Raw genomic sequence first — 25,556 nt, 5'->3', positions numbered from 1 at the left:
AAGGACTAGCGATTGCCCCTCCGCGCGTTAAAAATGTCTTCGATTTCGTTGGCTTCCTGTTTAAGCAGCTCAGCTTGATATTCCTGTAGCCGCTTTTCCTTCAAATTTGTAACCACTTTCCGATTACGCGTGGCTTCCTGCAGATTTTGCATCGCTTTCGCGCGACGCTCGACCGTCTGCTGTTTCATTTGCTCGGCATCAGCCGCTTGACGCTTCAAGTCAGCAACCTGCGAGCTGAGGCCCATGCGATCCATCGCATTGAACCGGCGGCCGCTCTCTCCGTCCCAAGATTGGTACACGGCGTCCACCGAGGACTCCAGCTGTTTCATATGCTGGTCAAGCCGCTCGATCTGAGCGTTCACCTCAGCCAAGGCAGTGCGAGCATTCTGCTCCTCCAAATCGCGGAGGCTCAGCAAGGAATCGAGACTGAAGGTAAACTTTTTCATTTAATCAAACCAGCGAGCGTTTGGTAGCTCTCTTCGCGCGGCACGCACTCGTTGTAGCCCTGCTTCAAATAATCCATGACTCGTTCGTTCGCGATGATCGCAGCATCGATCTTCGGATTCGCACCGCGGACATAAGCTCCGAGGTTCACGATGTCCTCGTTTTTCCGATACATAGCGAGGTAGTCGCGAGCGATCCCCGCAGTCGCGAGCTCTTCCTCACTTGAGATATCGTTTCGGAGACGGCTGATGCTTTCTAGTACATCGATCGCCGGGAAATGGTTAGCCGTGGCAAGCTGACGCGAAAGCACGATGTGCCCGTCGAGGATACCACGCACCGCATCCGCGATTGGCTCGTTCAAATCATCACCCTCCACGAGTACCGTATAGAACGCAGTAATCGTTCCCTTGTCAGAATTACCAGAACGCTCGAGGAGACGTGGCAAAGTCGAAAAAACAGAAGGCGTGTATCCACGACTCGCGGGCGGCTCTCCGACTGCGAGACCAACCTCACGTTGGGCCATCGCATAACGTGTCACAGAGTCCATCAAGAAGAGCACTCTCTTGCCAGAATCACGGAAGTTCTCAGCGATCGCCGTCGCCATATTCGCAGCACGCAAACGCATAGGAGCGGACTGGTCGGAAGTCGCGACCACTACCACTGTGCGAGCCATGCCTTCCGGACCTAGATCCTTCTCGATAAATTCACGCAACTCACGACCACGTTCACCCACCAGAGCGATCACGTTGACGTCAGCATTCGAACCGCGAGCGAGCATGCCAAGCAAAGTCGACTTACCAACACCTGAACCGGCAAATACGCCCATGCGTTGCCCTTCTCCCACCGGAGCAAACAAGTCGATCGCCTTCACTCCCGTGTTGAACGGCTCAGTGATCCGCTTACGCAAAAGAGGATTTGGTACCTTACCAGTCTCCGAACTCGGATCATGATAGTGCATGGGGCCGATTCCATCAATCGGCCGACCAAGGCCATCCACGACTCGACCAAGCACCTCGTTGCCGGATGGGATCTTGTTAAATCCGGAGCTCAACTTCACGTCGCACCCCGGATGCACACCGGCGACATCGCCGAGCGGCATGAGCAAAATTCGTTGTTCACGGAAGCCCACGACTTCCGCATGCACCTTCACCGTCGTGCCTGGAGAAGTGATTTCGCAAACGTCACCAAGACTGGCTTGCGGGCCTTCAGACTCGACGATCAAACCAGTGACCTGCGCCACCTTACCGAGATGGCTCAGCGTATCCAGAGCGCCGACACGCATACCGATATCGGATGCCCAATCTGGAAGCATGCGTTTCATGAGGGACGCAAGCTCTCCCGTAGCTTCGCAAATTTGTTTTCCATCGTTCCGTCGATCTTGCCAAAACGGCTAGACAAAACGCAGTCGCCTCGCCCAAGAAGGTCATCCGCGACAAACGACAAGCCAGGGTGCTTCGCACGCAAGTCCGAGTCGAGCTCTTCGAGCAAAGCAATATCCGCAGAATGGAGACGCACTTCCATACGCTCATCGTCGAGACCTGCTTCGGTTACCACGCCTTCGACGATCTTCTCGATCGCTTCTGCTTCCATCTGGTATCCACCTAAGGTCTGAGAGACGCACTCGAAGGTTAGCGTCATCAACGCTTCGCGAGCCTCCGAGACGATATTCACAAACTTATTCTCAAGTTGTGAAAACATGCCTTCCCGCAGAGCGTTGATTTCGGAACGGAAATCCAAAATCTGCTGATTATACTGAGAGCTAGCGTCCTCGTATCCAGACTTGTAGGACGTCTCGACCTGCTGCTGGTGAGCAAGGTTATCCACACGCGAGGCACCATCATAGGCGACATCGAGTCCAACGAGTCGTTCTTCAAGAACGAGCACGTTACGCTTAGACTGTTTGGCCGCCACCATCTAGGCTGATCTCCTCCTGTTCTTCGAGTCGGCGCACCACTTGGATCACGCGCTCCTGGGCCGCTTCCACTTCGGTCAGTTTGACTGGCCCCATCATCTCGAGTTCTTCCTTTAGAGTTTCTGCCGCACGCTTTGAAACCGCCTCCATGACTGAGTCTCGGAGCGTTTCGGTAGCGGACTTGAGGGCGATAATGAGATCGCCGGAATCCACCTCGCGCATGATACGCTGGAGATCTGGAAGCTCCAGACGAGCCAGATCCTCGAAGCTGAACATCTTCTTGCGAATCTCCGCGCCGAGAGCTGCGTTGCGCTCTTCGATATTGGTGAGGATCGACTTGCTGTCCTCCTTTTCGAGCGTATTGAGCAGATCGGCCACCATGCGAATACCGCCACTCTTGTTGAGCGTGGTCTTTTGCTTCGTATCCAAATTTTTAGAGAGCGAGTTGGCGACCTTGTTGATCAGTTCCAACGAAGTCGGCTCCATGATACCAAGACGCTCGATGACTTCCTCGCGCACTTCATGGTTAAACATCCCCAGAATAGGGCCCGCCTTGTCTCGCTCGAGGTAGGAAAGCACGAAAGCGATGGTCTGAGCCTGCTCTGTCTTGATCATGTTAAAGATCTGGCGCGGCTCCATCTGCTCGATTTCCTTGATGACCTCGGCAGAGTTACTCGTCGGAGCGATGCGCTCCAAAATGCTGGTCGCCTTAAAGTCGCCCTTGGCAATTTCGAGAGCGCGGCGCGTATACAGAGGACCACCCAAAAGGGATCCGTAACTGGAGAGAATGAAGCTCGAAAACTCTTCGACCGCCGCCTTCTGCAGATCCTCTTCGATCGCAGAGATGCTCGTCATCTCCTTACAGATCAGCTCGATCGCTTCATCATCAAACTCCTTGAGAATATGAGCTGCTGCGTCTGGACCAATGACCACCAAAAAGGTGGCAAGTCTCTGAATGCGGGAAAGGCTTTTGTATTCAGATGGCATGACAACTACTTCTTAGCGACTTCATCTCCAATCCATTCGCTGAGCGAAACACCGATATTGGCGGGCTTTTGGCGAATGAGTTCATTAAGCATTTCCGGAGTGACGACACTGGTGTCCTCCATCTTCCGGGTTTGCAGCATTTGCTCCGGCTGGAGCACCTCGATAGAAATTTTCTCCGGCTTGTAACGCTTGAGCATCTGCATGAAAAAGATGATCACGCCGAGACCGAGCACCGCACCAAGGCCGTTTTTGCCCATCTCGATATAACGCTGCATGTTCGCGTCTTCCTGGAGCATCTCTTCGTGGTTCGCATAAGGATCCGGGGCGAAGGTCATCTCCTTTACGGTCACGAAGTCCGCAGCGGTCTCGCCTGGAGCCAAGCGAATGCCCAACGCGGTGATTACGATATCTTCCAGCTCTTGCAATTCTTCCGCAGTTCGGGAAACGACCGCTCCGCTGGCGTCAACATGCTTGGCCACGACGAGCGAAGCAGTGAGGCGACGAATGGAACCTGGGTTTTGCACACTGCTGACAATCGTCTCGTTAATTTCAAACGACTCGGTCTTGGTCTTCGAGTCCTCCTCGCGTTCCTTCAGAGTCGAGAAGGTTGCCGCAGTCGTTCCGGCACCTTGGCTATTGGAGGAAACTCCAGCAGTGATATCGCTTCCATCGCCACTCGTTTCGCTTTCCTTAAATGTGTCTTCGTCCGAAGTCACCGTGCGAGCGACCTTACCTTCCGGATCGAATATCTTTTCAGTCGTTTGCACTGAAGAAGTGTCGATATCAACCGCTACACGAACTTCCGATCTGTTCGTTCCGAGAACGCGATCGAGCATGGACTGAACCTTGTTGGTAAAGTAGCTCTCCATCGACTTGCGGTACTTCATGACGTCGCTGTTCATTCCGCTGCCAAGCCCGTCGCTGCGTAGTTCCTCGCTCAGTACATTTCCGATACTGTCGACAACGACAACGTCGTTCACGTTCAGACGTTGGATCGCGTTCGCAACAAAGTGGCGAATCGAATTTACCGTATTGGTAGAAAGATTACCACCGTTCACAAATACTGACGCAGTTGGGCGATCCTGCCCTTCGCTACGTGCGAGCAGTCGATTCTCAGGCATGACCACCATGACGCGCGCCGACTCAACCCCATCAAACTGCGAGATCGTGCGAGCAAGCTCCCCTTGCTTAGCGCGAAGGAAATTCGTGCGCTGAACAAAGTCGCTGATCCCGAAGCTCCCTTCGTCGAAAAGCTCGAAGCCCGGTCCACTGCCGCCCGCTGGAAGCCCTTCTTGAGCGAGTTCGGCACGGAGCTTATGCACTTGAGAGGATTCAACGTAGATCGAGTTTCCTCCCGCTCCTGTTTCAAACTTAACTCCCTGCTGCTCGAGCTTGGAGATGATCTTTCCGGTCTCCTCCATGGAGAGCTTACCGAAAAGCAACTGCATATCCGGCTTTGCCGCCCAGATCATCATCCCGATCATCGCCAGCACTACAAGTCCGCCTGCGAGGATGAGCGAAATGCGCTGATTCGCTCCGAGCGACTGCCAGATTTCTTTAAATTGAGTTCCCATAGTAGCTAATCTCTATCGTATTCTCAGGTTAACTACACTGGCATCTTCATCAGTTCCTGGTAGGACTGAACGAGCTTGTTGCGAACTTCCACCATCATGTTGAAAGCAACCCCTGCCTCCTGGCTCGCGATCATGGCTTGGTGAACATTGTCTGTTTCGCCGAGCAACATCCGGTTGGTTTCGGCCACAGCCGTCTTGTGCTTCGAATCAACTTCGGTGATGAACTTACCGACGATTCCATCGAAGGACTTGGCTTCGCCTGTTTTTTCCAGGCCTTGGGCTTGGCCGGGAAACTCAACACTTTGCAGCTTCTTGGCGTGCTCAAGCTGGTTCTGCTTGAAAAGCTGCTGCGCTGCTAAACTGGATACAGAGTCGATCATGGGTGGTGGGCGTATGGGTGGAGAAAATTAGGAAATGGAGGGGGTACTATCGCTTGCCAATTCTCAGAGCCTGCTGGGCCATCTGCTTGGAGGTCCGCACGACTTGAAGATTCGCTTCGTAAGAGCGTGACGCGGAAATGAGGTCGACCATCTCGTGAGTCAGGTTCACGTTTGGCAGTCTAACCATCCCCTTCTCATCCGCATCGGGATGACCGGGATTGAAAACGAGCTGACCGGGGTTCTCGTCTGCGATCACATCGCGGACGTTCACGCCTTGCGCAGTCCTCATTTGACCGCTGGCGTCGCGGCCGAGTTCGAGCAACTTCGCTTCGAACTGCACCATTTGGCGTTGGTAAGGCTTGCCATCCGGACCACGGGTCGTGTGGGCGTTGGCGATGTTCTGCCCGATGATGTCCATGCGAAGCTTCTCCGCTTGCAGCGCGGAAGCCGTCGAGTCGATGCCTGGCATTAAGTTCATGGTGCGTTCCTATCTAGTTGTAAATTAGACCCGTCCAGAAATCGCCGTCTTCAGGCGGTTGAGGGAAGTCGAGGTATAGTTAGCGAGAAATTCGAACTGGATGGCGTTCTTCTGCATACTGAGCATCTCCTGGTCGATCTGGACGTTGTTGCCGTCCGCCCGGACGCTTGGAGAGTGGAGATCCTGCACGGTGCGAATCTCTAGGTTTTTAATGCCGCTCACGTCATTAACAGAAGCGACCTTCTTTAGCTGCGCTTCGAAGTCCGTGGCGATGTCGATGCGCTTGTAGCCGGGTGTCTCCACGTTCGCCAGGTTGCTGGCGATCGCGTTCTGCTTTGCGTGCGACACATCCAACAGCTTTTTCGCCAGGACGTAATTTTCGCGCTGCATCAAGTCATCTATCATGCCTCGCACTGAGCAAAGCCTATGCCCACACAACGCCAAGACACCACTAACAACTGCTATTCAGCGACTTAAAAAACTGAAAAAGTTCTAAAGCTTCTCTAAAAAACGCCGAGGGCAGAATTTGCCTAGGCTTCAAATTCCCATTTTTCATGGTTTTCCAAGGTGTACGGCGAGTCGTTTTCAGGAAACACTTCCGTGCGCTCCGGGACGCGATTAGCGGTCCAAACAAAGGGGCATTGCTTTTCGAAAGGAGGAACGCTCGGCATAGAGATCTCTTGCTGAGCTGGCCCGGGGCCACCGGTTCTGACCACATCCGACAGATCCTGCCCATCGCGACCCAAAGCGTTGTCGACCCCGGCTAAACTTAACAAGCTCGGCCCCAAATCGACCAGGCTCATCAACAGGGAGTCATCCTCTCCCGCCTCAATATCAGGCCCCACCAAGAGCATCGGTACCCGAATCGCCGCGTCGTCCGGCCACCCTTTCCGAAACTTTCCGTCCACCCCATGCATATCGCCGTGAGCAGAGGTGAAGGCAAAGTAGCTGTCTTTCCAAACACCAGAGGATTTAAGGTCAGAGACCAGCCTGCCTATCGCCCGATCAGTCGCCTCGATATGGGAGTAATAACCGGCAAGCTCCCTTTGAGCCATCGCCCTCAGATCTTGATCACGAGTCGTTCCCTTAAGCGGGACCACATCCTCCGGATTCGCAGCCTTCACCCCAGAAGCATCGGCGGCGTAGGGCGGATGCGGAGGATCTAGGCTGATCAGGGCAAAAAGAGGACGATTCGACTTCCTGTTCTCTCGAAAACGCATGAATCGCTCGATCAGCACGTCGCTTTGATACCCCTCAAAGCGAGTCGGCTCCAAAATATCCGTCCCATGCAAGAGCGGGTCGTTCAGCAAAAAGCCGGACTCGAACCCCTCCCAAAACTCGAAACCACCGCGACGATCATTTGGCACAACCACTCGGGCATGAGCCTCTCCCACCACAGGAGCATCAGGATCTCGCTCAAAAAGCTGCCACTTGCCGAAAAAAGCAGTTTCGTACCCCTCCTCCCCAAAGGCATCAGCAAGCGTTCGAGCATCGGCAGGCAACGGATCGAAGTAATCACTCACCCCATTCGCCGGGGACCGTGTCCCGGTCAGAAACGCAGCCCGCGCAAAAACGCCAAAGGGATGAGGCGTCACCGCCTGGCGAAGCCAAAGCGAATCCTCTTTCAAGGAATCGAGAAACGGAGTTTTAGCATTCGGGTCGCCTGCGAAACCAAAAGCCGAGGCACGCCACTGCGTGGTCATCACCACGATCACGTCGGGCCGGTCTTCTCGAAATTTCTCCGTCATCAGGGCAACCCTGCCCTGCCCTCAGCATTTGCCAACGCATTTGTGGGAAGGTTTCCCCGAAATCCTATCGCAAGCAGGCGACAAAGCCCTTTGATCCTCGACGACATGCTCAAGCATCTGAAATGGCTTACCCTTCTTTCACTCGACGCGCCGATTGTGGCAGTGGCATGGCAGGCACTCATTTCAAAAAGCGTCGCGAGCAGCCAGAATTGGCATCACTTCGCAATCGTCTCCCTCTCCGTCTGGCTCGGCTATTCCGCAGATCGATGGTTCGATACCCTCAGTCGATCCCCTTCCAAGAGCGAACAGCACAGTTTCTATCTCAAATTCAGAAACTCCGTCCTTCTTACGTGGATACTGGTCCTAATCACAGCTGTGACACTCTCGCTAACAACTCTAGAAACCAGCGAGCTACTCAAAGGGCTCGCTTTGATGTGCTCAGCCATCGCCTACACCCTATTCGCACAACGCGCCCGCAGTCTCCGCTTCTACCCGATCGCCAAAACGGCTTTCACAAGCGCTCTCATTCTGGCAGCCACCCTTATTTTTCAAGAGATGCAGAGAATACCTCCGCTACCAATTCTCTCCATCTGGCTTCTTTTTTTCACGAACTGCCTCTTGATCCGCACCTGGAGTCATCCCCATGAAACCATCACCCGTCAGGCAGCATTCTTAGGTTTCTTTTCCTGTGCAGTTCTAAGCGTATCGGTCATTTGGACACAGTTTTCCATGATCGGGATTTCCTGCTTCCTCTCCTTGCTAGCGCTGACAACCCTGCACCTCCGCTTCAAATCAGGAGAGCTGATTACGAAGCGAGCGTTGGCAGACATCTGCCTACTCACACCAATACTCCCCCTCCTCCTCACGTGACACGCAGTTTCGACAGACTCGCCAGACCCTACGCGTTTCTCGAGCGCGTGAGCTTCGGAAGAAGCTTGGAACATGCTCGCAACTGCTACATCAGCCACTTAAGCAACTGCCCCCACGGCCTTCTCATTGGAGACGGCGATGGACGGTTCTCCTCAACACTCCTGCAGAGCAATCCAAACATAAAGATCGACTCTCTCGACATAAGCGAAGCGATGCTTGGCCAAGCGCAGAGAAGGTCCGGATTGAACAAAAGTCGCTTCAATCCGATTCATGCAGACGCAACGACGTATCGTTATCCAACAAACAACTACGATTTTCTTGGACTCCATTTCGCCTTGGACTGCTTTTCGCAAGAACAAGCAAACGAGCTCCTTCCAAACCTGGAACAGACACTTCGCCCCGGAGGACTGATCGCCTACTCGGACTTTCAATCTACAACCTTCTGGCAATCGATCATAGTGCGCTGCCTCTACGCCTCTTTTAGGGTCGCAGCAAACCTACGCCCCCAGAACTTGCCATCAATCGTATGGAGTGATCAAATACAGCCTCTCTACACAAAGACTCACTTAGGCGGACTGCTCGTCAGTCAGCTCCTCCAAAAACGCTAACGCAAAGGCTCAGGAAAGTTGTTCAGCGAACCATTCAGCACCCGAAGCGTCTTCTTCAGCTCCCCAGCGTCCAAAGTCTTTGTCAGGTCCAAAGTTGAAATCGGAACGAAGTTATTAACCAGAGCGCAATAGCGTCGGTTAACCATGATCCCCAATAGCTCACCTGTTTTCGAAAGCACTAGATCCCCTGTCGACGGCGAGAACTCTCCAAAGATCGAACTAAAGATCTTAGTCTGCATCTTCACGAATCCCGGCGTATCCGAGTCGAGCTTGAACTCCACCTCCCCGTAGTAATCCCCTTGCTTGTTCACTAAAACTGCCTCGGGAAACTTGAAAGGCTCTAAAGCCGTCAAGTAAGCCTTCCCTCCCAGACGCTCCGCCTCAGCATCGGTAAGAGAGATCATCGCGATGCGCGGATCGAGCGCTAAAAACTGCAGCGAGCTCGCCTTCTTCTCCTCCCCCGCGCGATTCAGCGAAAGCGTCATGGAACGGATACTCGAAGGGCTCGTCTTCAAACCAAACGGAAGGCTATCAATGTGAGCCAGAGCGTAGTAGTTGGTTCCGTCACTCACGAGGACCGTCGTCGTGTTTTCTTCCGTATTTACATAACGGTTACGCATGTACTTCACTGCGGAAAAATCGGCTTGAATCTGATTGTTCTTATAATCCGCAAACAACTGGTTCGCATTGATCTCGAAGTTAGAGCGCAGCTCTTGCCTTAGATCTTGCGAGCTGGCAGCCAAGTCGCTCACCCCCTGAGCGAGCACTGATGATTGCTCCTGAATGCGCTGCCGCTCCTCCCGTTCGGCTACGACTTCCCCTTTCAAGGTATCAACCGATTCCTGCAAAAACGTGTTCTGCTGCTCCTTCATGCGAACCTCAACCCCCAGCTCCTGCACGCGTTGCTGCGAGCTTGCCAGAGCTTCTCTTTGCTCTTCGAGCACGTTTTCCTTTTCCTCGATCTCAGCGAGCTTTTGCTCGAGCTCTTCCTGCAAGAGACGAGATTGAGCCTGGCTTTGCAATGCAGCTTGTTCGGCTTCTGACAAACGCTCCGAAACAGTTTGAATCCGTGTCTGAGCGGCAGCCACTTCACTTTCCAATCCGCTCGCCTTCGACTCAAGCGACTCCCTTTCAGCAGCAAGCTCTCGTTCGCGAAGCTCCGATTCAGTCAAATCCTGCTCCAAGTTTTGAATACGCTCCTGACGTTGAGCCAACTCCTGCTCTCGCCGAGCAAGCTCAGCCGCCTTCGACTCCAAGTCCTCATTCAGCTCCGCACGTTCCGCTTTCTCCTCTTCGAGCGAATAGCTCAGCGTATCGAGCAAGTCCTGCTCCATCATCGCCATCGCAGAGACGTTTGCATTCTCCGTCTCGGAACTCTGCGTATCCGATGGAGCCGGAGCGTCCTCCTCCATCTTCCACATCGAGAGAATGGTCAGCAACAGGAAGTCGCAAAGAATAAGAAGCAGGGTTTTATTCATCGTGATTGATTCCGAACTGCCTAGGACTCCTTCGACAAGCCAACAATTTGCTCCTCGCCCGCCATGATTAGCTTGGTCTTATAAGGGCGAACCAAACGAATCTTTACGATCGCGACACAGAGGATGCCAAAGAGATTTGAGGAATAGGCGGCGAGCAGATTTGCCTCAACGATCCCGATCACCTGCATCACAAGAGAAATACAAGTCCCTGCGATCCCCACATAGAGTCCGCTATCGAAGAGGTTCTCTTCGTTTTCCATAAGGCGAAGCTTCACCAAAGGATCAAGGTCACGCTTCTCAATTTCACGAACCTTAAGCATACAGATCAAAAAGACCAATGCTTGGAGCAAAAAGAAAAAGGCGATGGATAGTAGTGTTGCTGGTTCCATAGAAGTACTAGGAGTGGTTTCGACAATTTGAAGTTCACCGTCCACCTGCGTGAGCACAGGAAGGACAAAGCTGAAGTTATAGCCCTCGAAGGCGCCCGAGATAGCGAGGAAGGGTTCGCTTAGAACGGCAAAGACAAGCACCGAAGCAGTCGCACCAAAGAAACGCTGCGTCAGAGCGAGAATGGGAGAAATAGTCTCGCGATAAAAACGCCCAAACAGACTAAAGCCCCACAAAGCCACGAAAGATCCTGAGAAAAACAAACTGTATTTAAATGCCAACGACAGCTTTGGATTCTGCAGACTAAATGGAGCGATTCCCGCCTGCACCCTTGAAATAAGCGCCCCAGCCTCCTCCAACGTCTCGATCTCGATCGGCAACTGCTCGCGAAGAGCGAGGCGATAGCCTTCAACTCCCGTAGCCAGACTTGAGCGCAAACGCTCGAAGCCCGCATCCCCAAACGACTCTAGATAGTCGAACAGAGTCGACACATCCCGACTGGCTAGGCTCATCGCATAAACAAGGGCTTGATCATCGGCCCTTCGATGAAGCAAATATCGGAGACGCTTCACTTCATCGGTAGAATCCAGACGAATGAAGATCTCCTTCAGCTGCCCCCAATCAAAAAGCCTCATCAGTGATAGGCTATCGAGATAAAAGTCCTCCAGCTGACCAATCGCTCCAGTCGCCTTCGCTTCGAGGATAAGCTCTCGCAACTGCATCCTCAGGTCGTCGCTAATATGCCCGCCCTGAGCGAGCAAGCCGAGAGCATGAAGAGTTACCTCCAGGGGACGTCCCGAAGTGCTGGATACGGGGAAAAGACGACGGTATGTCGTAAACTCTCCCGTCGCCCTAAAATCTTGCACGAGCGGATTACGCGAGTTTTCCAGCAATCCGCTCACCGCTGTCCGGCAAGACTTGGAAAGCAAAATACCCAAAGTACCCGGCTCAGTCGAATAGTCCTCCAGCGGAACAGTCTTGAGGGCCGCCTCCAAAAACGGATCCCATGCCCCCCAGCGAGCGAGCTGAGGATTCGCCTCCAACTCCATGGCCACCTGCGATGCTACAAATCCGCCCTTTTCGTCGCTTATCTCAATAGCCGCTTCCGCCTCTAGAGCTGCAGCCCCGAAATTCCCGTCCAACAAAGTCCGTTTCGCCAGATCCGACACCGAATCGCCCGCCTGCCCCGCTTCGCGCACCACCCCGAACGGAACCGACTTGAAGCGAGAAGGGATCAGCCAACCGCCGGCAATCATCGCGACTCCCAAAAACAGCAGAAAAACGCCGAGAAAAGCGGGGGATCGGGAGGTTTTCGCTGTGGTTGACATGAGATACCGGTAACAAAGAAAGAAATTGAACTACATATGCCCTAGGTGTTGGTTAGGTAAAAAACAAGACCCATGCTGCTACAAATAGTTCAATACGGAGAAAAAGTGCTACACGAAACAGGGAAGCCTGTCACCGAGTTTGACCAAGAACTCCGCACTCTCTTCGAAAACATGGTCGACACCATGTACGAAGCCGAAGGCATCGGTCTCGCCGCTCAACAAATCGGCAAAGCCCTGCAATTCTGCGTTGTCGACCTCAACGGGTGCGATCCGGATTTCGAATACACCCTAGACGGAAGCAAGCCCCCCATGGACCTTTTCATGCCCATGGCCCTCTGCAACCCCAAGGTCGAGCTGATAGAGTCAGAGGTCACTTCCTACGAAGAAGGCTGCCTCTCATTCCCAAACATCCGGGGCGACGTGGAACGTACCGACTGGATTCGCTGCGAATTCCAGGACCTAGACGGCACTCCTCACACCATCGAAGCCAACGGACTCCTTGGCCGCTGCATCCAGCACGAGGTCGACCATCTCAATGGCATCCTCTTCACCGACCGCATGAAGAAGCGCATGCTCAAGAAGATTCAGCTACCAGTTAACCAGTTGAAAGCCAAAACCCTGCAACGCCTAAAGAAGCGCGGCTAGGGTTTCAGCCTCTATGCCAGACATGGCCGACCTAAAGCAGGTCAGCCGCTAACTCAGCGAGGAGCGAACGCTCTCCCTTGGTCAATTGCACATGAGCAGCGATGGCCTGCCCTTTCATGCGATTCGAGCAGTAGACGAGGCCGTTGCTTCGCGAATCGACATAAGGATTGTCGATCTGAGCCGGATCGCCGATCAAAACGATTTTCGAACCTTCGGAAATACGAGTGATTACTGTCTTCACCTCATGCGGCGTCAGCTGCTGAGCCTCGTCCAAAATAAAAAACCGGTTCGATATCGAGCGACCACGAATGAAACACAAGGCCTCGATCTCGACCAAACCGCTTTCCAGCAGCTTTTCATACGGCTTTTGCGGCACCTTGCCGGCAGCTGGCTCCTCCTGCGATTTCACCTTGCGACGCTGACGCTTGTTCTCGAACTGAGGATCCTTCGGTTCCTTCCCCGGAATCAAGACCTCCAAAGCGTCATAGTAAGGCTGCAACCAGGGATTCATCTTCTCCTCGAGAGTGCCGGGCAGAAAACCAATTTCCTTTCCAACTCCAATCACTGGCCTCGAGATCGAAACCCCGTCGTACTTGCAATCCGTCGCGGAAACCGTCTGGTGGATCGCGCAAACAGTGGACAACAACGTCTTCCCCGTGCCGGCCTTTCCATAACAAGTAATCAAGGAAACGGTGTCATCGAGAAGCGCATCCATGAAAAATCGCTGCTCCAAATTTCTTGGCCGGATCGGCACTCCACCGGGTGCCTTGACAAACTCTGGAATGATCAACTTCCGCAGCACGCCATCGCCATAGTGGCGGGCCGGCATCGTCTTCCCTTCATCCGAAACCAGCAGAACATACTCATTCACGAACAATTGGCCCTCGGCATAACCCTCGAGCTCAAACTCGCCCTCGGACGCAAAACGCTGTAGTTCGTATTTAGATACTTCGATCTTTTTGTACGATCTAAACTCAGGCTCTTCAGGAGCTTTGTCGTTGAGATAGTCCTCCGACTCCAGCCCAACCGCTCGCGCCTTGAGCTGCACATTAACGTCCTTGGACACAAGGATCGTAGGCGGAGGCAAGTTATCCTGCACGAACAAGGCCGCCGCGATGATCCGGTTGTCCTTCTTCTTAAAGTCAAGCAAGGTCTGAAATTCCTTGAACCGCTCCGGAGCGTTGGAGGCATCTCCTTGTAAGTATTTATTGATTACGACCGAAAGAGTCCCGCCTGTATCAAGCTCAACGCCCTCCGCCATAGATCGCGAGTCCGGCAATAGCTCTTTCAATAGCCGATGGACTCGCCGAGCGTTTCGCCCTCGCTCAGAGCTTTGCTCCATCTTTATGGAATCCAGCTCCTCCAACACTTCGATGGGGATGACTAGATTGTTATCGTCAAATTTAAAGATGCAGTGCGGGTCGTGTATAAGGACGTTTGTATCCAAAACATACGTCTTCGTCCGACGCGAAACGGACTTGCTACTCTCTAATTTGGAAGAACCAGAAGGAATTCCCATGTAATAAATAAACTAATACAGATCCTCTTTTTGTCCACATCAATTTTCGTTACGATTCAATTTCGACCTGCAAAAAAGAGAATCGCTCACCATCCCCCCAGAGAATGTATGGGCCTAAGCCTTACAGCCCTAGGAAGTTAGTACAGGAATCCTATTCAGCAATTCGCATGCCGCGGGACGCACACCGAAACGATTGCGCAAAAATAGCCCGCCCCTCTGAAACTCAACGCATCCCTCCAGCGAGATATGAGGCGTATTCAACACCTCCAGCTGCGAACGAATGCTCCTGGATATCGATCAGAACCACGTGCTCGCGGGTCACCCCTTTCTCAGTTCGCATCACCACATACTCGTGAAAACCTGGCCGCATCGGGATTCCTTCCAAAACAAACTCATCAGCGTTAAATCCAAGCCCCTGGGGCAATGCGCTCTCCTCACCCAAGGCGTTGATGCCTGGAGCGCACTCCAAAGAGGGACACGGCTTCTCCTCCTTAAACTCATAGCGGAACCGCTCCCCCACCTTCGCAAAGACCATCACGCAACGACTCTCGCTCTTCTCGCTTTTCAGATCCACGACTCCAGAGAGCGCCCCATCCTGCTTATCTCCTGCCAGGCAAGCAGATACAGCGCAAAGGCTAAACAGGGAGAACGGAGCGAGAAAGCGACGAAAGGTGCGAGTTTTCATATACATAGACATTTGAGGTGACTTCAGAGGCGATCACGATCCATGACGCCGTCGCGTCCAAACCGCCTCCAATAATCCAGTTATCGTCTGACACACCCCATCACTCGGCCCGCGAGTCCCGATTATGCGCTATCCGCAAAAAAAATCGAACTTCCTGACTAGAAGAGCTCAGTCCCGCTCTAAGCCCCAAAACAACTCCCCCTACTCGCTTCTACTCAGCCCCCCCAGAAACGCAGCCCTCTTCGCCCTCGAAACCGTACTCGTCCAGCATCGACTGAATTAAATCAGGCAGTCGCTCGTGCACAGCCGTTTGAGATGCGAATTCCGCAGTGCACTGGACATAGCCTAAAATCGAGGTCGGGCTGGCCCTACGGTTCTCCTCAACCAATCGCGCCAGGACCCTCTCAAACGCTTCCAACCACGCATCAATCGAGTAGATCGACTCGTCCACCGAGGAGCTCAGTCCCGAGAGAAATTCGTCAACCGTCCTTCCCTCTTGGGAAACTCCCGCCACCAATGCCTCCACGCTTCGAGCGCTCCCCAGCCCATCGATCAAACTCACCGCCGAGGCTTCGCTCGCTCCTGACTCAAGCAGGGTCGCAGCAGCCTTTTTCCACAGAATCGACAAGGAGACTATAGAGCCACACTTGCGGTCTATCGCCCGGGAAATCGAATCAGAAAGATCGGAACTGCTCATGCAGCCGTTCATCTCGCCCTCAAACCGATTTGGCGATCCCAATCTTTTCCGCAGTCCGCCCTACATGCTCCGCGTCAAACGGAAGGAAAGGTCCCTAGTGTCACCCTCCAAACGAAATCCATCCGCCTTCAGCTTCATGCGCGACACAGTGTTCGCTTGGAAAAACGTAGACTCCGCCGCAAGCGTCCCAGGAGTGTCCATTGAAACTGTGGTCAAGTTCAGGTAGCCCTGCTCCTTCCCGCTAAGCGTCTTCTCAAACGCCAAGCTTCCTACGAAATGCTTGGAACGCTCCTCGCTCTCCCGATTCAAACGAAGCACCCCCTTCACGAAAGACCCCTCGTTACGAACCTCAGTGATCACCAACTGCACGTCCTCGGAATCCACAGCGTCCTCGCCCAAAATCGCGATACCATTGAAGTACGCCCCTTCCGATAGAGCCATCTTCACCCGCTCACGCTGACGATCGTTCTCCCGCTTAAGCGCAAGACGCCCGTTCTCGACCTCAGTCTTCAGGCGATCGATCCGAGCAACATACTCATTAGATTGGAGTTTGTATTCAGAAAACACCTTCGAAAACTCTAGCGAATCGATATCGTAAGCTCCCTCGCCAAAGGCATACTTGGTTTCGCCCTCCGGCCAAGTCAGCTTCTCCTTGTATCCACTAACCTTGACGCGAGAAAGCTGCCAATCCGCATCCTTGTTCGGCCGTGTCAGCCCGTAAATCACACGCAGGGAAAGGACCTCCCCTTTAGCCGCGGACAATTCGTAGAGCCGCTCCCAGGGTTTGTCCGGGTAGCGACCGATTTCCTCAGGGAAATGCTGATGGGCATAACTCAGAGATCCAAGCAGCGACTCCTCGTCATACCCAAACTTGTCCTTCAGTTCCGATTCCAAAACCGGCTTGTACAAATTCTCCCTCAGCTGGGCGCCTATCAACGCATGCAGACGTATCTCGTTCTTCGATACGCGACGAACTTCGCTGTCCACCCATTGCATTCGGTACAGTCCACTCTCGTCAAACTCCTCCAACGCGTGGTTCGAAACCGACTCTATCTCGTGAATCAACGCAGACCCATCGATATCCCGCCCCTCGTAAAACTCGATAATCTGCTGTTTCCAAACAGCTAAGACGCTCGCAAGGCCGACCAAAACAAATCCCGCCGCAACCGCCATCGAATGAGTGATCCGCCAGAGCAAACTAGGCTTGGGCATTTCGACGACTTGAGCGGCAGCAGCCGGGGCGCTTTCCACCGTCTCATCATCTTCAATCTCAGAGTCCAAGGCATCGATGATTGACTCGTCGTCTTCCACCAGCCCTTCGATCTCGCCGAGCTCATCGCTAAAATCATCGAGCGAAATCTCTCCCGCAAACGGGTCCTGCAAACCATCTTCCTCAGCAGTCGGCTCGGGATCGGAGACTTCAGCCGAGGGTTCTGGCTCAACTGCAGCTTGCGAATCCTCTTCAGGCGGTTCCTCGTCAAGAATCTCAACCGGAGCCGGTGGAGGCGGCGGCAAGTCGCCCGCTCGATCAGCCACGTTTCCAGGAGCGTCTTCCTCCTCCTCTTCGTCGTCGATCACCGCAATGTCTTCACCCGCCTCAGTGATAAGCGAAGCAGGATCCGGCATCGCCACGACTTCCTCGTCGTCGATCTCAGACTCCGCAACGTCGGCCATCATGGCTTCCGGCGAAGGCAACGCCACGATGTCCTCGTCGTCACCATCCAACTCGTCGAGCAAGTCGCTCGCCCCTTCGGCTGGCTTTTTAGAGTCCCCATTGAGCAGGCTGCTCGCCTGCATGAGCAATTCCTCAGCGCTAGGAGGAGCCGCCGGCACGTTAGATTCGACTGTAACTTCCTCAGACTCCTCCGCGATTTCCTCTTCGACCTCAACCAGGCCAGGCACTTCAGGAACCGGTAGAGAAACGATCTCCTCATCCTCCTCGTCCTCGACAGTCAAAGATGGAGTTTCCGGCAAACTCTCATTCTCTTCGGGAGAGGCCTCTTCCTCGACTTGAAGTCCAGCAACAAGCTCGGAAAGGTCTTCCTCGTCCTCCAAATCGCCCGCCTCAACCGCAGCTTCAACAGGCTCAGGCTCTTCAGCCGGCTCAGGCTCCAAGGCGCTCACAAGATCCTCGGGCGAAGGAAGCTCAACGACCTCATCCTCGTCCTCCACATCGAGCTCCTGCAACGGCTCTTCGCTCGCGACGATTTCCTCAACCTCAGGTTCAGCAGTTTCTTCCTCAGCCGAACCTGCCTCAATCAATTCGGAAAGATCCTCCTCTTCCTCGTCGAGAACAACAGGGATATCCTCCACTTCGCTCTCATCGACAGAAACAGGCTCCTCAGCCACCTCCACCTCTTCTTCGAGTGTCGGAAGCGCCACAGGATCATCTTCACCGTCTTCTACGAGTTCCGCAGACGGCTCATTCTCGACAGCAAGCTCCTCTGCCTCCTCGAGAGGCTCTTCGAGAACATCATCAGCAGCCTCTTGAGTTTCCTCAGAATCCAAGGTCGCATCAATCAAAGCAGAAAGGTCCTCTTCTTCCTCTTCAAACTCGACCGCCGCTAGGTCCAAATCCGCCTCGACCTCTGCAGAGGTTTCCACTTCCTCCGAAGCCGGAGCCTCGACCGCTTCCGGCACAGAATCCTCATCAGCTTCGGAGATCTCTTCGATCACTGGCTCAGGAACGGCCTCCTCCTCCAAGACAGCAGGTTCGCTTTCAACCGCAGCAGCATCTTCTTCCGGCAAAACATCAGCTTGCTCTTCTTCCGCAGCGTCAAAAAGCACCTTCTCGTGCCCATCCACTGGCTCAACCGCCTCATCTTCCAAGGCAGGCTCGATCGGACCAATCGCCTCGGACTCGACCATCACTTCCTCTTCAGGCACGTCGCTTGACGGCTCGGGAGCAGATCCCTCGATTTTCTGCTCAACAGGAGCAGACGGTTCCGGCAAGTCGGCAGGAATCACCATCTCCGGATCAAAAGCAGCCGCACTCTTCTCTTCTACGGTCTCAGCAGTTGGCGGTTCTGGAATCTTCGCCTCAACCTTCTCCATAGATCCCTGAACAGGAATCTCTGTTTGAGGGGATCTAGAAACAGGTTGAGGAGGGCGCTCGTTAGTCGCGACTGGCTCAACTCGCTCGTCAGAAATCGGTTCCGGAGCCTGAGCAGTCTCGGGCTCTTCAGGAACAACCGCCTCGGGTTCCGGATCAGCCGGAATCTCGAAATCAGCTGGAGGACTTGGAAATGAAGGGGCTTCCGCCTCAGGCTCCTCTTCTTCAACCGCATTCGGATCAATCGACTGGCCTAGCGAATCATCCGGATCGTCCATCTTAAAAAGGTCGTCCTTTTCGCTCTGAGACGCCTTGGCCTCTTGCTCAAGATCCACAAACCCGCCGGCCTCGAAATCCTCGACCTCGTCCATCAGGTCGTCGATCACATCCGAAAAGCTGACCGCTGAAGAATCGTCGTCCATTTCCGCGAATACATCCGCGCCCAAGTCGTCCGCTCCAAGCGTGCGGGTAGGCTTCGCTTCCTTTTCAGACGCCACACGCGTCACTTCCTGCACGTCTTCATCCGAACCGGGATCCTGCGCTTCAGCAGGTTCAGGCTCTATCGCATCCGCATCCGTTTCAGCCGGAGCAGACGCTTCTTCGGAACTAAAAGCGTCCGGGAGCTCATCGATCGCAAAGCCTTCCAACGCAGCCTCGTCAAGGTCCTCCTCTGAGCGATCATCCGATCTAAACTCCTGATCTCCTGAGCCTTGCTCCTGCTTTCCAAGGTTCGACTCATCCTTAGAACCGGGCACAGCATCTTCCGCATTGGAAGCGGGGGCAGCACTGCCCTCAACTTCCAAGTCCGATATGTCGAACTCGAAGTCTGGAGAATCCGATTGAGTCATTTACGTTTTCCGGGAAAAGCGGCCGAATGAAGAAGTGGGGGCCGCATGCTCCTTTTATCGGTTGGAAATCGACTCCATTTAAGGGGAATCTTGCCCTCTCGCCTCGACTGCCCACAGTGGGGGGCCTTTCAGATGAGCGAGTCGCAAATTCAAGATCTTCAAATAAAACAGGCGTTTCTCGAACGCCATATCGAGGAACAGGACCGAGTCATCTACGGCCTGCAGACGGAACTCGAAAAACTCAGAGCGGAAGTCAGAAAGCTCGCCGAGCGCGCCGACTCGCAAAGCGGCTCAAATAACGAAATGCCAGCCGACGAAAAACCGCCCCACTACTAGACGCTTTTCCGATGGAAGTCTCCATTATCATCCCAGTCTACAACCACCTCGATCTGACGCGCGAATGCCTCGACTCCCTCAAAGAAACAACTGCCGGAATCGACTATGAAGTCATCCTTGTAGACGACGGAAGCGCTCCCGACATAAAGGCTGGCCTGCAAGACCTCGCTGGCGAACGAGTCAAGCTCATCACCAGTCCGCTTAATCAAGGCTACGCTCACGCCAACAATCTAGGAGCCCTTCACGCCAAAGGAAAATACCTGGTCCTAGCCAACAACGACCTTGTCTTCCTCAAAGGCTGGCTCCCTCCCATGCTGGCAGCCTTCCGCAAACTCGCCCGCCCCGGCATCGTCGGAAACGTTCAGCTAAACGCCAAAACCGGAGAGGTCGATCACGCTGGCATCGAAGTGACGATCGACACCAGCCTAAGGCACATCCAAACCGTCCCAAGCACTCTCGGCCGAACCCCAGCCTATTCTCGAGTGCACCTGATCACCGCCGCCTGCTGCGCCATTCCCCGAAAACTCTTTCTCGATCTCGGCGGCTTCGACGAAGCCTTCCTTAACGGAGGGGAAGACGTCGATCTCTGCTTCCGGGTTCGCCAACTCGGACTCAAAATCTACGTCAGCAACAAGAGCCGCGTACGACACCACGTCAGCTTCACACGCCATGGACGGAACCTGAACACCGAAGCCAACTCCCGCCTCGTGCAGCGAAAGTGGGACAAGCTCATCGCCACTCACGCCGCATCGCAATGGCCTGACCAATACCTCAAGGAAACGCTCGCCGCCCCCCTGTCCGCCCTAAATCCCCAACGGACCTACGACGCAGCCTTACGCTTCCTCACCCTCAGAAAAGGCCCGTCCCCCGTTGCCCTTACCTTAGCCAATTGCGAACTGCATCGTAAAGAACGCCACTGGAAATCGCTTTTGGATGGAATGTCAGACTCCCAGATCAGAAAAGAAGAACGAAACATGCACGCCTCCCCCCTCCAAGATAGCTACAAGATAAACGGCCTGTACCCAACCGAGGACAAGCCAGGCGTCTGGATCCGCGAGCAAGCGCAATTCACCCTACCAAGAGGCACTCTGCTCTCATCGATCACCCTCTCCGGCACCCTCCACCCCGACACAGATGGAGCGCCTGAAACCCGCGGCGAACTGGGACTGCAAGTAACCGTAAATGGAATCGGCACCAAGTTCTTCACCAAGCTCGAAACAGGAGAATTCAAATTACACTTCCCCGATCCTCCAGCTCGCGCGGACGAACCTGTACAAATCGAGCTGAAACTCCTCGGAACCGCCCGCTCCAACACATACGCCTACCTCGGCAGAGTTCTGGCCAACAAAGGCTACATCCCCTCCCCGATCCGCGGCAAACTGGCTAAATATCGCCCCCAAGCGCTGAACAAGCGACTCTGCATCGAGAAACTCGATCTCAATGGCCAAAACGTATTCAATTTCGCCCTCAACCCGACCAACCCGCTCAACACCGAATACGCTCTCGAGCACGCAGAGCTCGGCGTAAACCTCGTCGGCTGGTTCAAGGCTCAACTCGGCATCGGCGAATCCGCGCGGCTCGCCGCCAAAGTCCTCAAAAACACCCAGCTCCCCTACGCCCTCGTCCCGCTCAAAGTCAACTGCATGGCCTCCCAAGGCGATACCAGTCTCGACGCCGAACTGCAGGACAGCAACCCGCACCCCATCAACATTTTCCATATCGACGCCCCGCAAAGCGCCGATATCGACCACCACCACAGCCCGCAGTTTCGAAAAGGGAAACGCAACATCGCCTACTGGGCTTGGGAACTCCCCGACTTTCCAGACCGCTGGATCAAGTACTTCCAATATTTCGACGAGATCTGGACCCCCTCAGACTTCGTCCGCAACGCCGTCGCCATGAAATCCCCGGTGCCCGTGCTCACCATGCCGCATTGCATCGATTTCGAAATCCCCGCAGGCGACTACCGAGAAATCCTCGGGCTTCCCAAGGATCAGTTCCTCTTCTGCTTCGCCTACGACCTCAACAGCTACCAGGAACGAAAAAATCCGAAGGCGATCATCGAAGCATACCGGCAAGCCTTCACCGGCAACCCGATCGCCAAAGACGTCGGCCTCGTCATAAAGATCCACTCCTCAGGGCGAAACCAAGAGAACCTCAAGGAACTGAAAGCCCTCCTCGCCGACATCCCCAACTACCACCTGATCGACCGCACCCTATCCCGAGAAGACACCTACGGCCTCATGAAAGCCTGCGATAGCTACGTCTCACTGCATCGCTCAGAAGGGTTTGGCCTCACCGTCGCCGAAAGCATGTTCCTCGGCAAACCCGTCATCTCGACCAACTGGTCCGCCACTTCGGAATTCGTAAACGCCGAAAACGGCTGCCCCGTCGCCTTCAAGCTCAAGGAACTAGAACGTGACTTCGGCCCCTACGAGAAAGGACAGCTCTGGGCAGACCCCGATCCCGCCGATGCCGCCCGCCAAATGCTCCGACTCGCCACCGACCCTGAACTCGCAGCAAGGCTTGGCCAAAACGCCCGCCAGACGATCAAAGAGCTCTATTCGCCCCAGCGATTGAGCAGCCTCTACGAAAATCGCTTCAGAGCGCTCGCCCTGTGGCAACGATAAATCGACGCTCGCTCACGCTCTCAGTGGACGGCTCGATAGCCAGCACTCCCCCAACGCCCGACTCCCAGTGAACATACTCTTCGTCAACTACGGGGACCATTCCACAAATAGCCTGAACCACATCGGTCCCTTCGCGAACTATCTCACCGATGCGGGGCACCAGTGCATAGTCGCGATTCCAGGCAACTTGAGAAGCAGATCAAAACTCCCAAAAATCCTCTTCAAGACCACCAGCTACTCAGATCTGCTCAGCCTCGCTCACCACTTCCCCAACGGAAAGCCAGCCGACGTCATTCACGCATGGACGCCCCGGATCAACGTCCTCAATTTCGTCCACAGCTACCAAGCCCGCTTCGGCCGCGAAGCTCGACTCGTCGTCCATATGGAAGACAACGAGAAGGCCATCCTCGAACACTTTTACGACTCCAACTGGGAAGATCTCCGCTCGCGACAGTTCCCAGAAGGCCAAGACCGATGGGAGCCAATGCTTTGCCACCCCACGCAATTCCAACAATTCCTAGAAAACGCTGACGGTTGCACCGCCGTCATCGACACCCTTTTCGATTTCCTCCCAAGCTCAACTCCACGCATCGAACTATTGCCGGGTATCGATTTCCAAAGCGAGCCGACCTGTCCGGTAGACATTTCACCTATTCTCAAGCAACTCGAAGAAGACGAAAAAACCATCGTCTACAGTGGAGGAGTCACCAGCAGCAACCGGCAAGATATCGCCAATCTCTACGACGCCGTCTATCTTCTCCGCCAACGAGGGAAAAAGGTTCGCCTTCTAAAAACAGGCCCCAACCACCCCTCCCTTCTCGAGTCCTGCCGCTACACATCAGACGACCACATACTAGATCTCGGCTTTCTTCCCAAAGAGAGGCTCACCGCTCTCATCCAAAATGCCCACGTTCTCGTTCAGCCCGGCGACAGCGATCCCTTCAACGACTACCGCCTCCCCAGCAAACTACCAGAGTTCCTGGCAAGCGGCCGTCCAGTAATCACCGGCAAGATAAACCTGGGCTTAAGACTGGAAGACAAAAAGGAAGCTTTCCTCGTCGAAAAGACCGACCCCGAATCGATCGCCGAAGCCTACCTTGAAATAGACTCGAATCCCCAACTGCACAAAGCACTTTCCCAAAATGGAAAACGATATGCAGAAGAGCATTTCGCCCTCTCCCGCAATGGAGCGATGCTTCTCGAGTTTTACACCACCCTCACCAGCTCTCGAAAAACGGCCAAACCGACCTCCTATTCTCCACCTCCACAAAAGATAGAATCGTTCGAGCCAGTCGCTCCTAGCAGAAGCGTTGCTCAAAAACTTAGCGATCTCATATCGGCTGTCTTCCGCAAAAACGCCTCGTCTCTGAAAATCGAAGGCCACAGCTACAAGCTCCCAGTCCCGCCTCTCCAGCCAGCCGTAGACCAAACCATCGTAGAAGACCGAGAGCTGGACTATGAGATCTATCAAGAGCGTGAACAAGCGACGCTCAGTAAGTTCTACGAACAAGCGCCGGACCCAGAGAAATCAGAGGCTCAAATAAAATTCTCGATTCTATTGCCGACTTACAAACCGGATCTACAGCTCTTGCAGCAAGCGATCGATTCAGTCCGCCAGCAACGCTACAGAAATTGGGAGCTATGCATCATCGACGACGCTTCGAACTCCCGCGAACTTGATTCCTTCCTCCAGAACTACGCCGAACTCGACGGCAGAATCAAGTACCGCACACTCGAACAAAACCGCCATATAGCCGCTGCCACCAACATCGCCTTAGAGCTCTCCTCCGGAAGCTACTGCGGATTCCTAGACCACGACGATCTGCTATCTGAGCACGCCCTCCAAATGGTAGCGGAGACGATAAAGAGCCACCCAGACGCGAGCATACTGTTCAGCGACGAGGATAAGATCGATCTCAACAACAACCGCTCGACCCCATACTTCAAACCCGACTGGGATCCTACATTCATCAAGTGCCAAAACTACACCGGCCACTTCAGCGTATATAGATCCAGTCTTCTAAAAAACGTGGGAGGGCTTCGCGAAGACACCAGTGGCTCCCAAGATTGGGACCTCATACTTCGTGCCAGCGCCAAATGCGACCTCCGGTCAATCGTCCACATTCCACATATCCTATACCACTGGAGGACGACCCCCGTATCGACAGCAACCTCAAACGAAAACAAGAACTACGCATACGAGGCAGCCAAAGCCGTATTGGGCCAAAACCTACAAAGAGAGGAACGTCCCGTCGAAATAAAGGAGCACGCGGGAATCTACCTCTACCCACGCTACCAAACACAACCTCGAGCCTCTGTCACCCTGATCGTGGAAGGGGCTCAAGAAACGACAATCGGCGAACTCCCTTTCAACAGCCAACTCGTTTCCCTATCCCAAGCGACTCCCAATCGATTTGAAGGCTCTCTCGCAAGAAAACGGAATCAGGCGATTGAGAATTCCAACACCGAATTCATCTGCATCACAAAAGGAACGCTCGCCCCACAGTCTCCAAGTTGGCTGGAAGACCTAGTCGCATTCGCTTCCCAACTAGAAGTCGGCCTTGTCGGAGCGAGAACGCTCACCACAACAGGCCATACTCGCAGCTCACCTTTTACGCTCCCCGAACCTGGCATCCGTTCCACACAGTTCTGCGACCTCCACAAAGACTCGGACGGCTATTTTCACCGAGCCCTACTCAACTCCTCCTTTCCCGCGATATCGAGCGATTGTATCGTCTTTAGAAAAGCCCTATGGCGAGAAGTCGGCGGCTATTCCGAGGCTCTCGAAGATATAGACTCAATCGACATCGACTTTTGCCAGAAGCTCGCGGAAGCAGGATTTCGCTCAATCTACACTCCCTTCATAACCCTCGAAACAAATAGCCTCGAGCCAGCCCGGCCCAAACTCGCAGCTTTAGAAAAAGGCACCTTCATTCTCTAGGCTCGTCTC

The 25,556-nt window shown here is 54.1% G+C and carries 21 protein-coding genes; 6 read left to right on the top strand and 15 right to left on the bottom strand.

Features of this window, described 5'->3' with window-relative positions; translation table 11 throughout:
* Positions 1–5: 5 nt before the first annotated feature.
* The 9 genes from JIN87_RS16245 to JIN87_RS16205 form a co-directional block, all read right to left on the bottom strand.
* Positions 6–446: a flagellar FliJ family protein gene (locus JIN87_RS16245; RefSeq protein ID WP_200356643.1), complete on the bottom strand. Its 441-nt coding sequence runs from the start codon at positions 444–446 to the stop codon at positions 6–8.
* The gene (locus JIN87_RS16240; protein WP_234033451.1) at positions 443–1,765 is read right to left on the bottom strand and encodes a FliI/YscN family ATPase; all 1,323 of its coding nucleotides are present in this window, start codon (positions 1,763–1,765) and stop codon (positions 443–445) included. The genes JIN87_RS16245 and JIN87_RS16240 overlap by 4 nt, the downstream gene beginning before the upstream one ends.
* The gene (locus tag JIN87_RS16235) at positions 1,762–2,358 is read right to left on the bottom strand and encodes a FliH/SctL family protein (RefSeq protein ID WP_200356642.1); all 597 of its coding nucleotides are present in this window, start codon (positions 2,356–2,358) and stop codon (positions 1,762–1,764) included. Before JIN87_RS16235 ends, JIN87_RS16240 begins: the two co-directional genes overlap by 4 nt.
* Positions 2,336–3,343 (bottom strand): flagellar motor switch protein FliG, encoded by a 1,008-nt coding sequence (fliG, locus tag JIN87_RS16230; protein WP_200356641.1) that lies wholly within the window; start codon positions 3,341–3,343, stop codon positions 2,336–2,338. Before fliG ends, JIN87_RS16235 begins: the two co-directional genes overlap by 23 nt.
* A 5-nt stretch (positions 3,344–3,348) precedes the next feature.
* The gene (gene fliF, locus JIN87_RS16225; RefSeq protein WP_200356640.1) at positions 3,349–4,917 is read right to left on the bottom strand and encodes a flagellar basal-body MS-ring/collar protein FliF; all 1,569 of its coding nucleotides are present in this window, start codon (positions 4,915–4,917) and stop codon (positions 3,349–3,351) included.
* Positions 4,918–4,949: 32 nt separating this feature from the next.
* Positions 4,950–5,297 carry a flagellar hook-basal body complex protein FliE gene (gene fliE / locus JIN87_RS16220; protein WP_200356639.1) on the bottom strand — a complete coding sequence of 116 codons (348 nt, stop codon included), beginning with the start codon at positions 5,295–5,297 and terminating at the stop codon, positions 4,950–4,952.
* A gap of 46 nt (positions 5,298–5,343) precedes the next feature.
* Positions 5,344–5,775, bottom strand: a complete 432-nt coding sequence (gene flgC / locus JIN87_RS16215; protein WP_200356638.1) for a flagellar basal body rod protein FlgC — start codon at positions 5,773–5,775, stop codon at positions 5,344–5,346.
* Between the two features lie 24 nt (positions 5,776–5,799).
* Positions 5,800–6,180: a flagellar basal body rod protein FlgB gene (gene flgB, locus JIN87_RS16210; protein WP_200356637.1), complete on the bottom strand. Its 381-nt coding sequence runs from the start codon at positions 6,178–6,180 to the stop codon at positions 5,800–5,802.
* 125 nt (positions 6,181–6,305) lie between these two features.
* Positions 6,306–7,523, bottom strand: a complete 1,218-nt coding sequence (locus tag JIN87_RS16205) for a sulfatase-like hydrolase/transferase (protein WP_200356636.1) — start codon at positions 7,521–7,523, stop codon at positions 6,306–6,308.
* Between the two features lie 105 nt (positions 7,524–7,628).
* Here JIN87_RS16205 and JIN87_RS16200 point away from each other — a divergent pair, with 105 nt between their 5' ends.
* Together JIN87_RS16200 and JIN87_RS16195 are read left to right on the top strand one after the other, a co-directional pair.
* Positions 7,629–8,393, top strand: a complete 765-nt coding sequence (locus JIN87_RS16200) for a hypothetical protein (protein ID WP_200356635.1) — start codon at positions 7,629–7,631, stop codon at positions 8,391–8,393.
* Positions 8,390–9,001 (top strand): class I SAM-dependent methyltransferase, encoded by a 612-nt coding sequence (locus JIN87_RS16195; RefSeq protein WP_200356634.1) that lies wholly within the window; start codon positions 8,390–8,392, stop codon positions 8,999–9,001. Before JIN87_RS16200 ends, JIN87_RS16195 begins: the two co-directional genes overlap by 4 nt.
* Here JIN87_RS16195 and JIN87_RS16190 read toward each other — a convergent pair.
* Positions 8,998–10,479 carry a coiled-coil domain-containing protein gene (locus JIN87_RS16190; protein WP_200356633.1) on the bottom strand — a complete coding sequence of 494 codons (1,482 nt, stop codon included), beginning with the start codon at positions 10,477–10,479 and terminating at the stop codon, positions 8,998–9,000. The genes JIN87_RS16195 and JIN87_RS16190 overlap by 4 nt on opposite strands.
* Positions 10,480–10,499: 20 nt before the next feature.
* Complete coding sequence (locus tag JIN87_RS16185) at positions 10,500–12,194, bottom strand: hypothetical protein (protein ID WP_200356632.1); 1,695 nt, start codon at positions 12,192–12,194, stop codon at positions 10,500–10,502.
* A gap of 72 nt (positions 12,195–12,266) precedes the next feature.
* Between JIN87_RS16185 and def the strand changes: the two genes are divergently transcribed.
* Entirely contained in the window at positions 12,267–12,839 is a 573-nt protein-coding gene (gene def / locus JIN87_RS16180) for a peptide deformylase (RefSeq protein ID WP_200356631.1), read from the top strand.
* 31 nt (positions 12,840–12,870) lie between these two features.
* On the opposite strand, the gene JIN87_RS16175 is transcribed toward def, so the two are convergent.
* From JIN87_RS16175 to JIN87_RS16160, 4 genes are all read right to left on the bottom strand, one after another.
* The gene (locus JIN87_RS16175) at positions 12,871–14,358 is read right to left on the bottom strand and encodes a PhoH family protein (protein WP_200356630.1); all 1,488 of its coding nucleotides are present in this window, start codon (positions 14,356–14,358) and stop codon (positions 12,871–12,873) included.
* A gap of 223 nt (positions 14,359–14,581) precedes the next feature.
* On the bottom strand, positions 14,582–15,043 hold the full coding sequence (locus JIN87_RS16170) for a hypothetical protein (RefSeq protein ID WP_200356629.1): 462 nt from the start codon (positions 15,041–15,043) through the stop codon (positions 14,582–14,584).
* Positions 15,044–15,254: 211 nt separating this feature from the next.
* On the bottom strand, positions 15,255–15,740 hold the full coding sequence (locus JIN87_RS16165; protein WP_200356628.1) for a hypothetical protein: 486 nt from the start codon (positions 15,738–15,740) through the stop codon (positions 15,255–15,257).
* A gap of 60 nt (positions 15,741–15,800) precedes the next feature.
* Complete coding sequence (locus JIN87_RS16160; RefSeq protein WP_200356627.1) at positions 15,801–19,640, bottom strand: prolipoprotein diacylglyceryl transferase; 3,840 nt, start codon at positions 19,638–19,640, stop codon at positions 15,801–15,803.
* Between the two features lie 90 nt (positions 19,641–19,730).
* On the opposite strand from JIN87_RS16160, the gene JIN87_RS16155 reads away from it, so the two are divergent.
* The 3 genes from JIN87_RS16155 (at position 19,731) to JIN87_RS16145 (ending at position 25,547) form a co-directional block, all read left to right on the top strand.
* A complete protein-coding gene (locus JIN87_RS16155) occupies positions 19,731–19,976 on the top strand; it encodes a SlyX family protein (protein ID WP_200356626.1) in 246 nt (81 codons plus the stop codon).
* An 11-nt stretch (positions 19,977–19,987) separates the two neighbouring features.
* The gene (locus JIN87_RS16150; RefSeq protein ID WP_200356625.1) at positions 19,988–22,606 is read left to right on the top strand and encodes a glycosyltransferase; all 2,619 of its coding nucleotides are present in this window, start codon (positions 19,988–19,990) and stop codon (positions 22,604–22,606) included.
* A gap of 67 nt (positions 22,607–22,673) precedes the next feature.
* On the top strand, positions 22,674–25,547 hold the full coding sequence (locus tag JIN87_RS16145) for a glycosyltransferase (protein WP_200356624.1): 2,874 nt from the start codon (positions 22,674–22,676) through the stop codon (positions 25,545–25,547).
* Positions 25,548–25,556: the final 9 nt, after the last annotated feature.

Source organism: Pelagicoccus mobilis (genome assembly GCF_016595505.1).
In the GTDB taxonomy this organism is placed as follows: Bacteria; Verrucomicrobiota; Verrucomicrobiia; order Opitutales; family Opitutaceae; genus Pelagicoccus; species Pelagicoccus mobilis.
This window is presented reverse-complemented; position numbering and strand designations above follow the sequence as displayed.

Excerpts from the sequence above, each read along its gene's own strand:
- JIN87_RS16245 (WP_200356643.1), bottom strand. The coding sequence starts at position 446 with ATGAAAAAGTTTACCTTCAGTCTCGATTCCTTGCTGAGCCTCCGCGAT.
- JIN87_RS16240 (WP_234033451.1), bottom strand. The coding sequence starts at position 1,765 with ATGAAACGCATGCTTCCAGATTGGGCATCCGATATCGGTATGCGTGTC.
- JIN87_RS16235 (WP_200356642.1), bottom strand. The coding sequence starts at position 2,358 with ATGGTGGCGGCCAAACAGTCTAAGCGTAACGTGCTCGTTCTTGAAGAA.
- fliG (WP_200356641.1), bottom strand. The coding sequence starts at position 3,343 with ATGCCATCTGAATACAAAAGCCTTTCCCGCATTCAGAGACTTGCCACC.
- fliF (WP_200356640.1), bottom strand. The coding sequence starts at position 4,917 with ATGGGAACTCAATTTAAAGAAATCTGGCAGTCGCTCGGAGCGAATCAG.
- fliE (WP_200356639.1), bottom strand. The coding sequence starts at position 5,297 with ATGATCGACTCTGTATCCAGTTTAGCAGCGCAGCAGCTTTTCAAGCAG.
- flgC (WP_200356638.1), bottom strand. The coding sequence starts at position 5,775 with ATGAACTTAATGCCAGGCATCGACTCGACGGCTTCCGCGCTGCAAGCG.
- flgB (WP_200356637.1), bottom strand. The coding sequence starts at position 6,180 with ATGATAGATGACTTGATGCAGCGCGAAAATTACGTCCTGGCGAAAAAG.
- JIN87_RS16205 (WP_200356636.1), bottom strand. The coding sequence starts at position 7,523 with ATGACGGAGAAATTTCGAGAAGACCGGCCCGACGTGATCGTGGTGATG.
- JIN87_RS16200 (WP_200356635.1), top strand. The coding sequence starts at position 7,629 with ATGCTCAAGCATCTGAAATGGCTTACCCTTCTTTCACTCGACGCGCCG.
- JIN87_RS16190 (WP_200356633.1), bottom strand. The coding sequence starts at position 10,479 with ATGAATAAAACCCTGCTTCTTATTCTTTGCGACTTCCTGTTGCTGACC.
- JIN87_RS16185 (WP_200356632.1), bottom strand. The coding sequence starts at position 12,194 with ATGTCAACCACAGCGAAAACCTCCCGATCCCCCGCTTTTCTCGGCGTT.
- def (WP_200356631.1), top strand. The coding sequence starts at position 12,267 with ATGCTGCTACAAATAGTTCAATACGGAGAAAAAGTGCTACACGAAACA.
- JIN87_RS16175 (WP_200356630.1), bottom strand. The coding sequence starts at position 14,358 with ATGGGAATTCCTTCTGGTTCTTCCAAATTAGAGAGTAGCAAGTCCGTT.
- JIN87_RS16170 (WP_200356629.1), bottom strand. The coding sequence starts at position 15,043 with ATGAAAACTCGCACCTTTCGTCGCTTTCTCGCTCCGTTCTCCCTGTTT.
- JIN87_RS16165 (WP_200356628.1), bottom strand. The coding sequence starts at position 15,740 with ATGAGCAGTTCCGATCTTTCTGATTCGATTTCCCGGGCGATAGACCGC.
- JIN87_RS16160 (WP_200356627.1), bottom strand. The coding sequence starts at position 19,640 with ATGACTCAATCGGATTCTCCAGACTTCGAGTTCGACATATCGGACTTG.
- JIN87_RS16150 (WP_200356625.1), top strand. The coding sequence starts at position 19,988 with ATGGAAGTCTCCATTATCATCCCAGTCTACAACCACCTCGATCTGACG.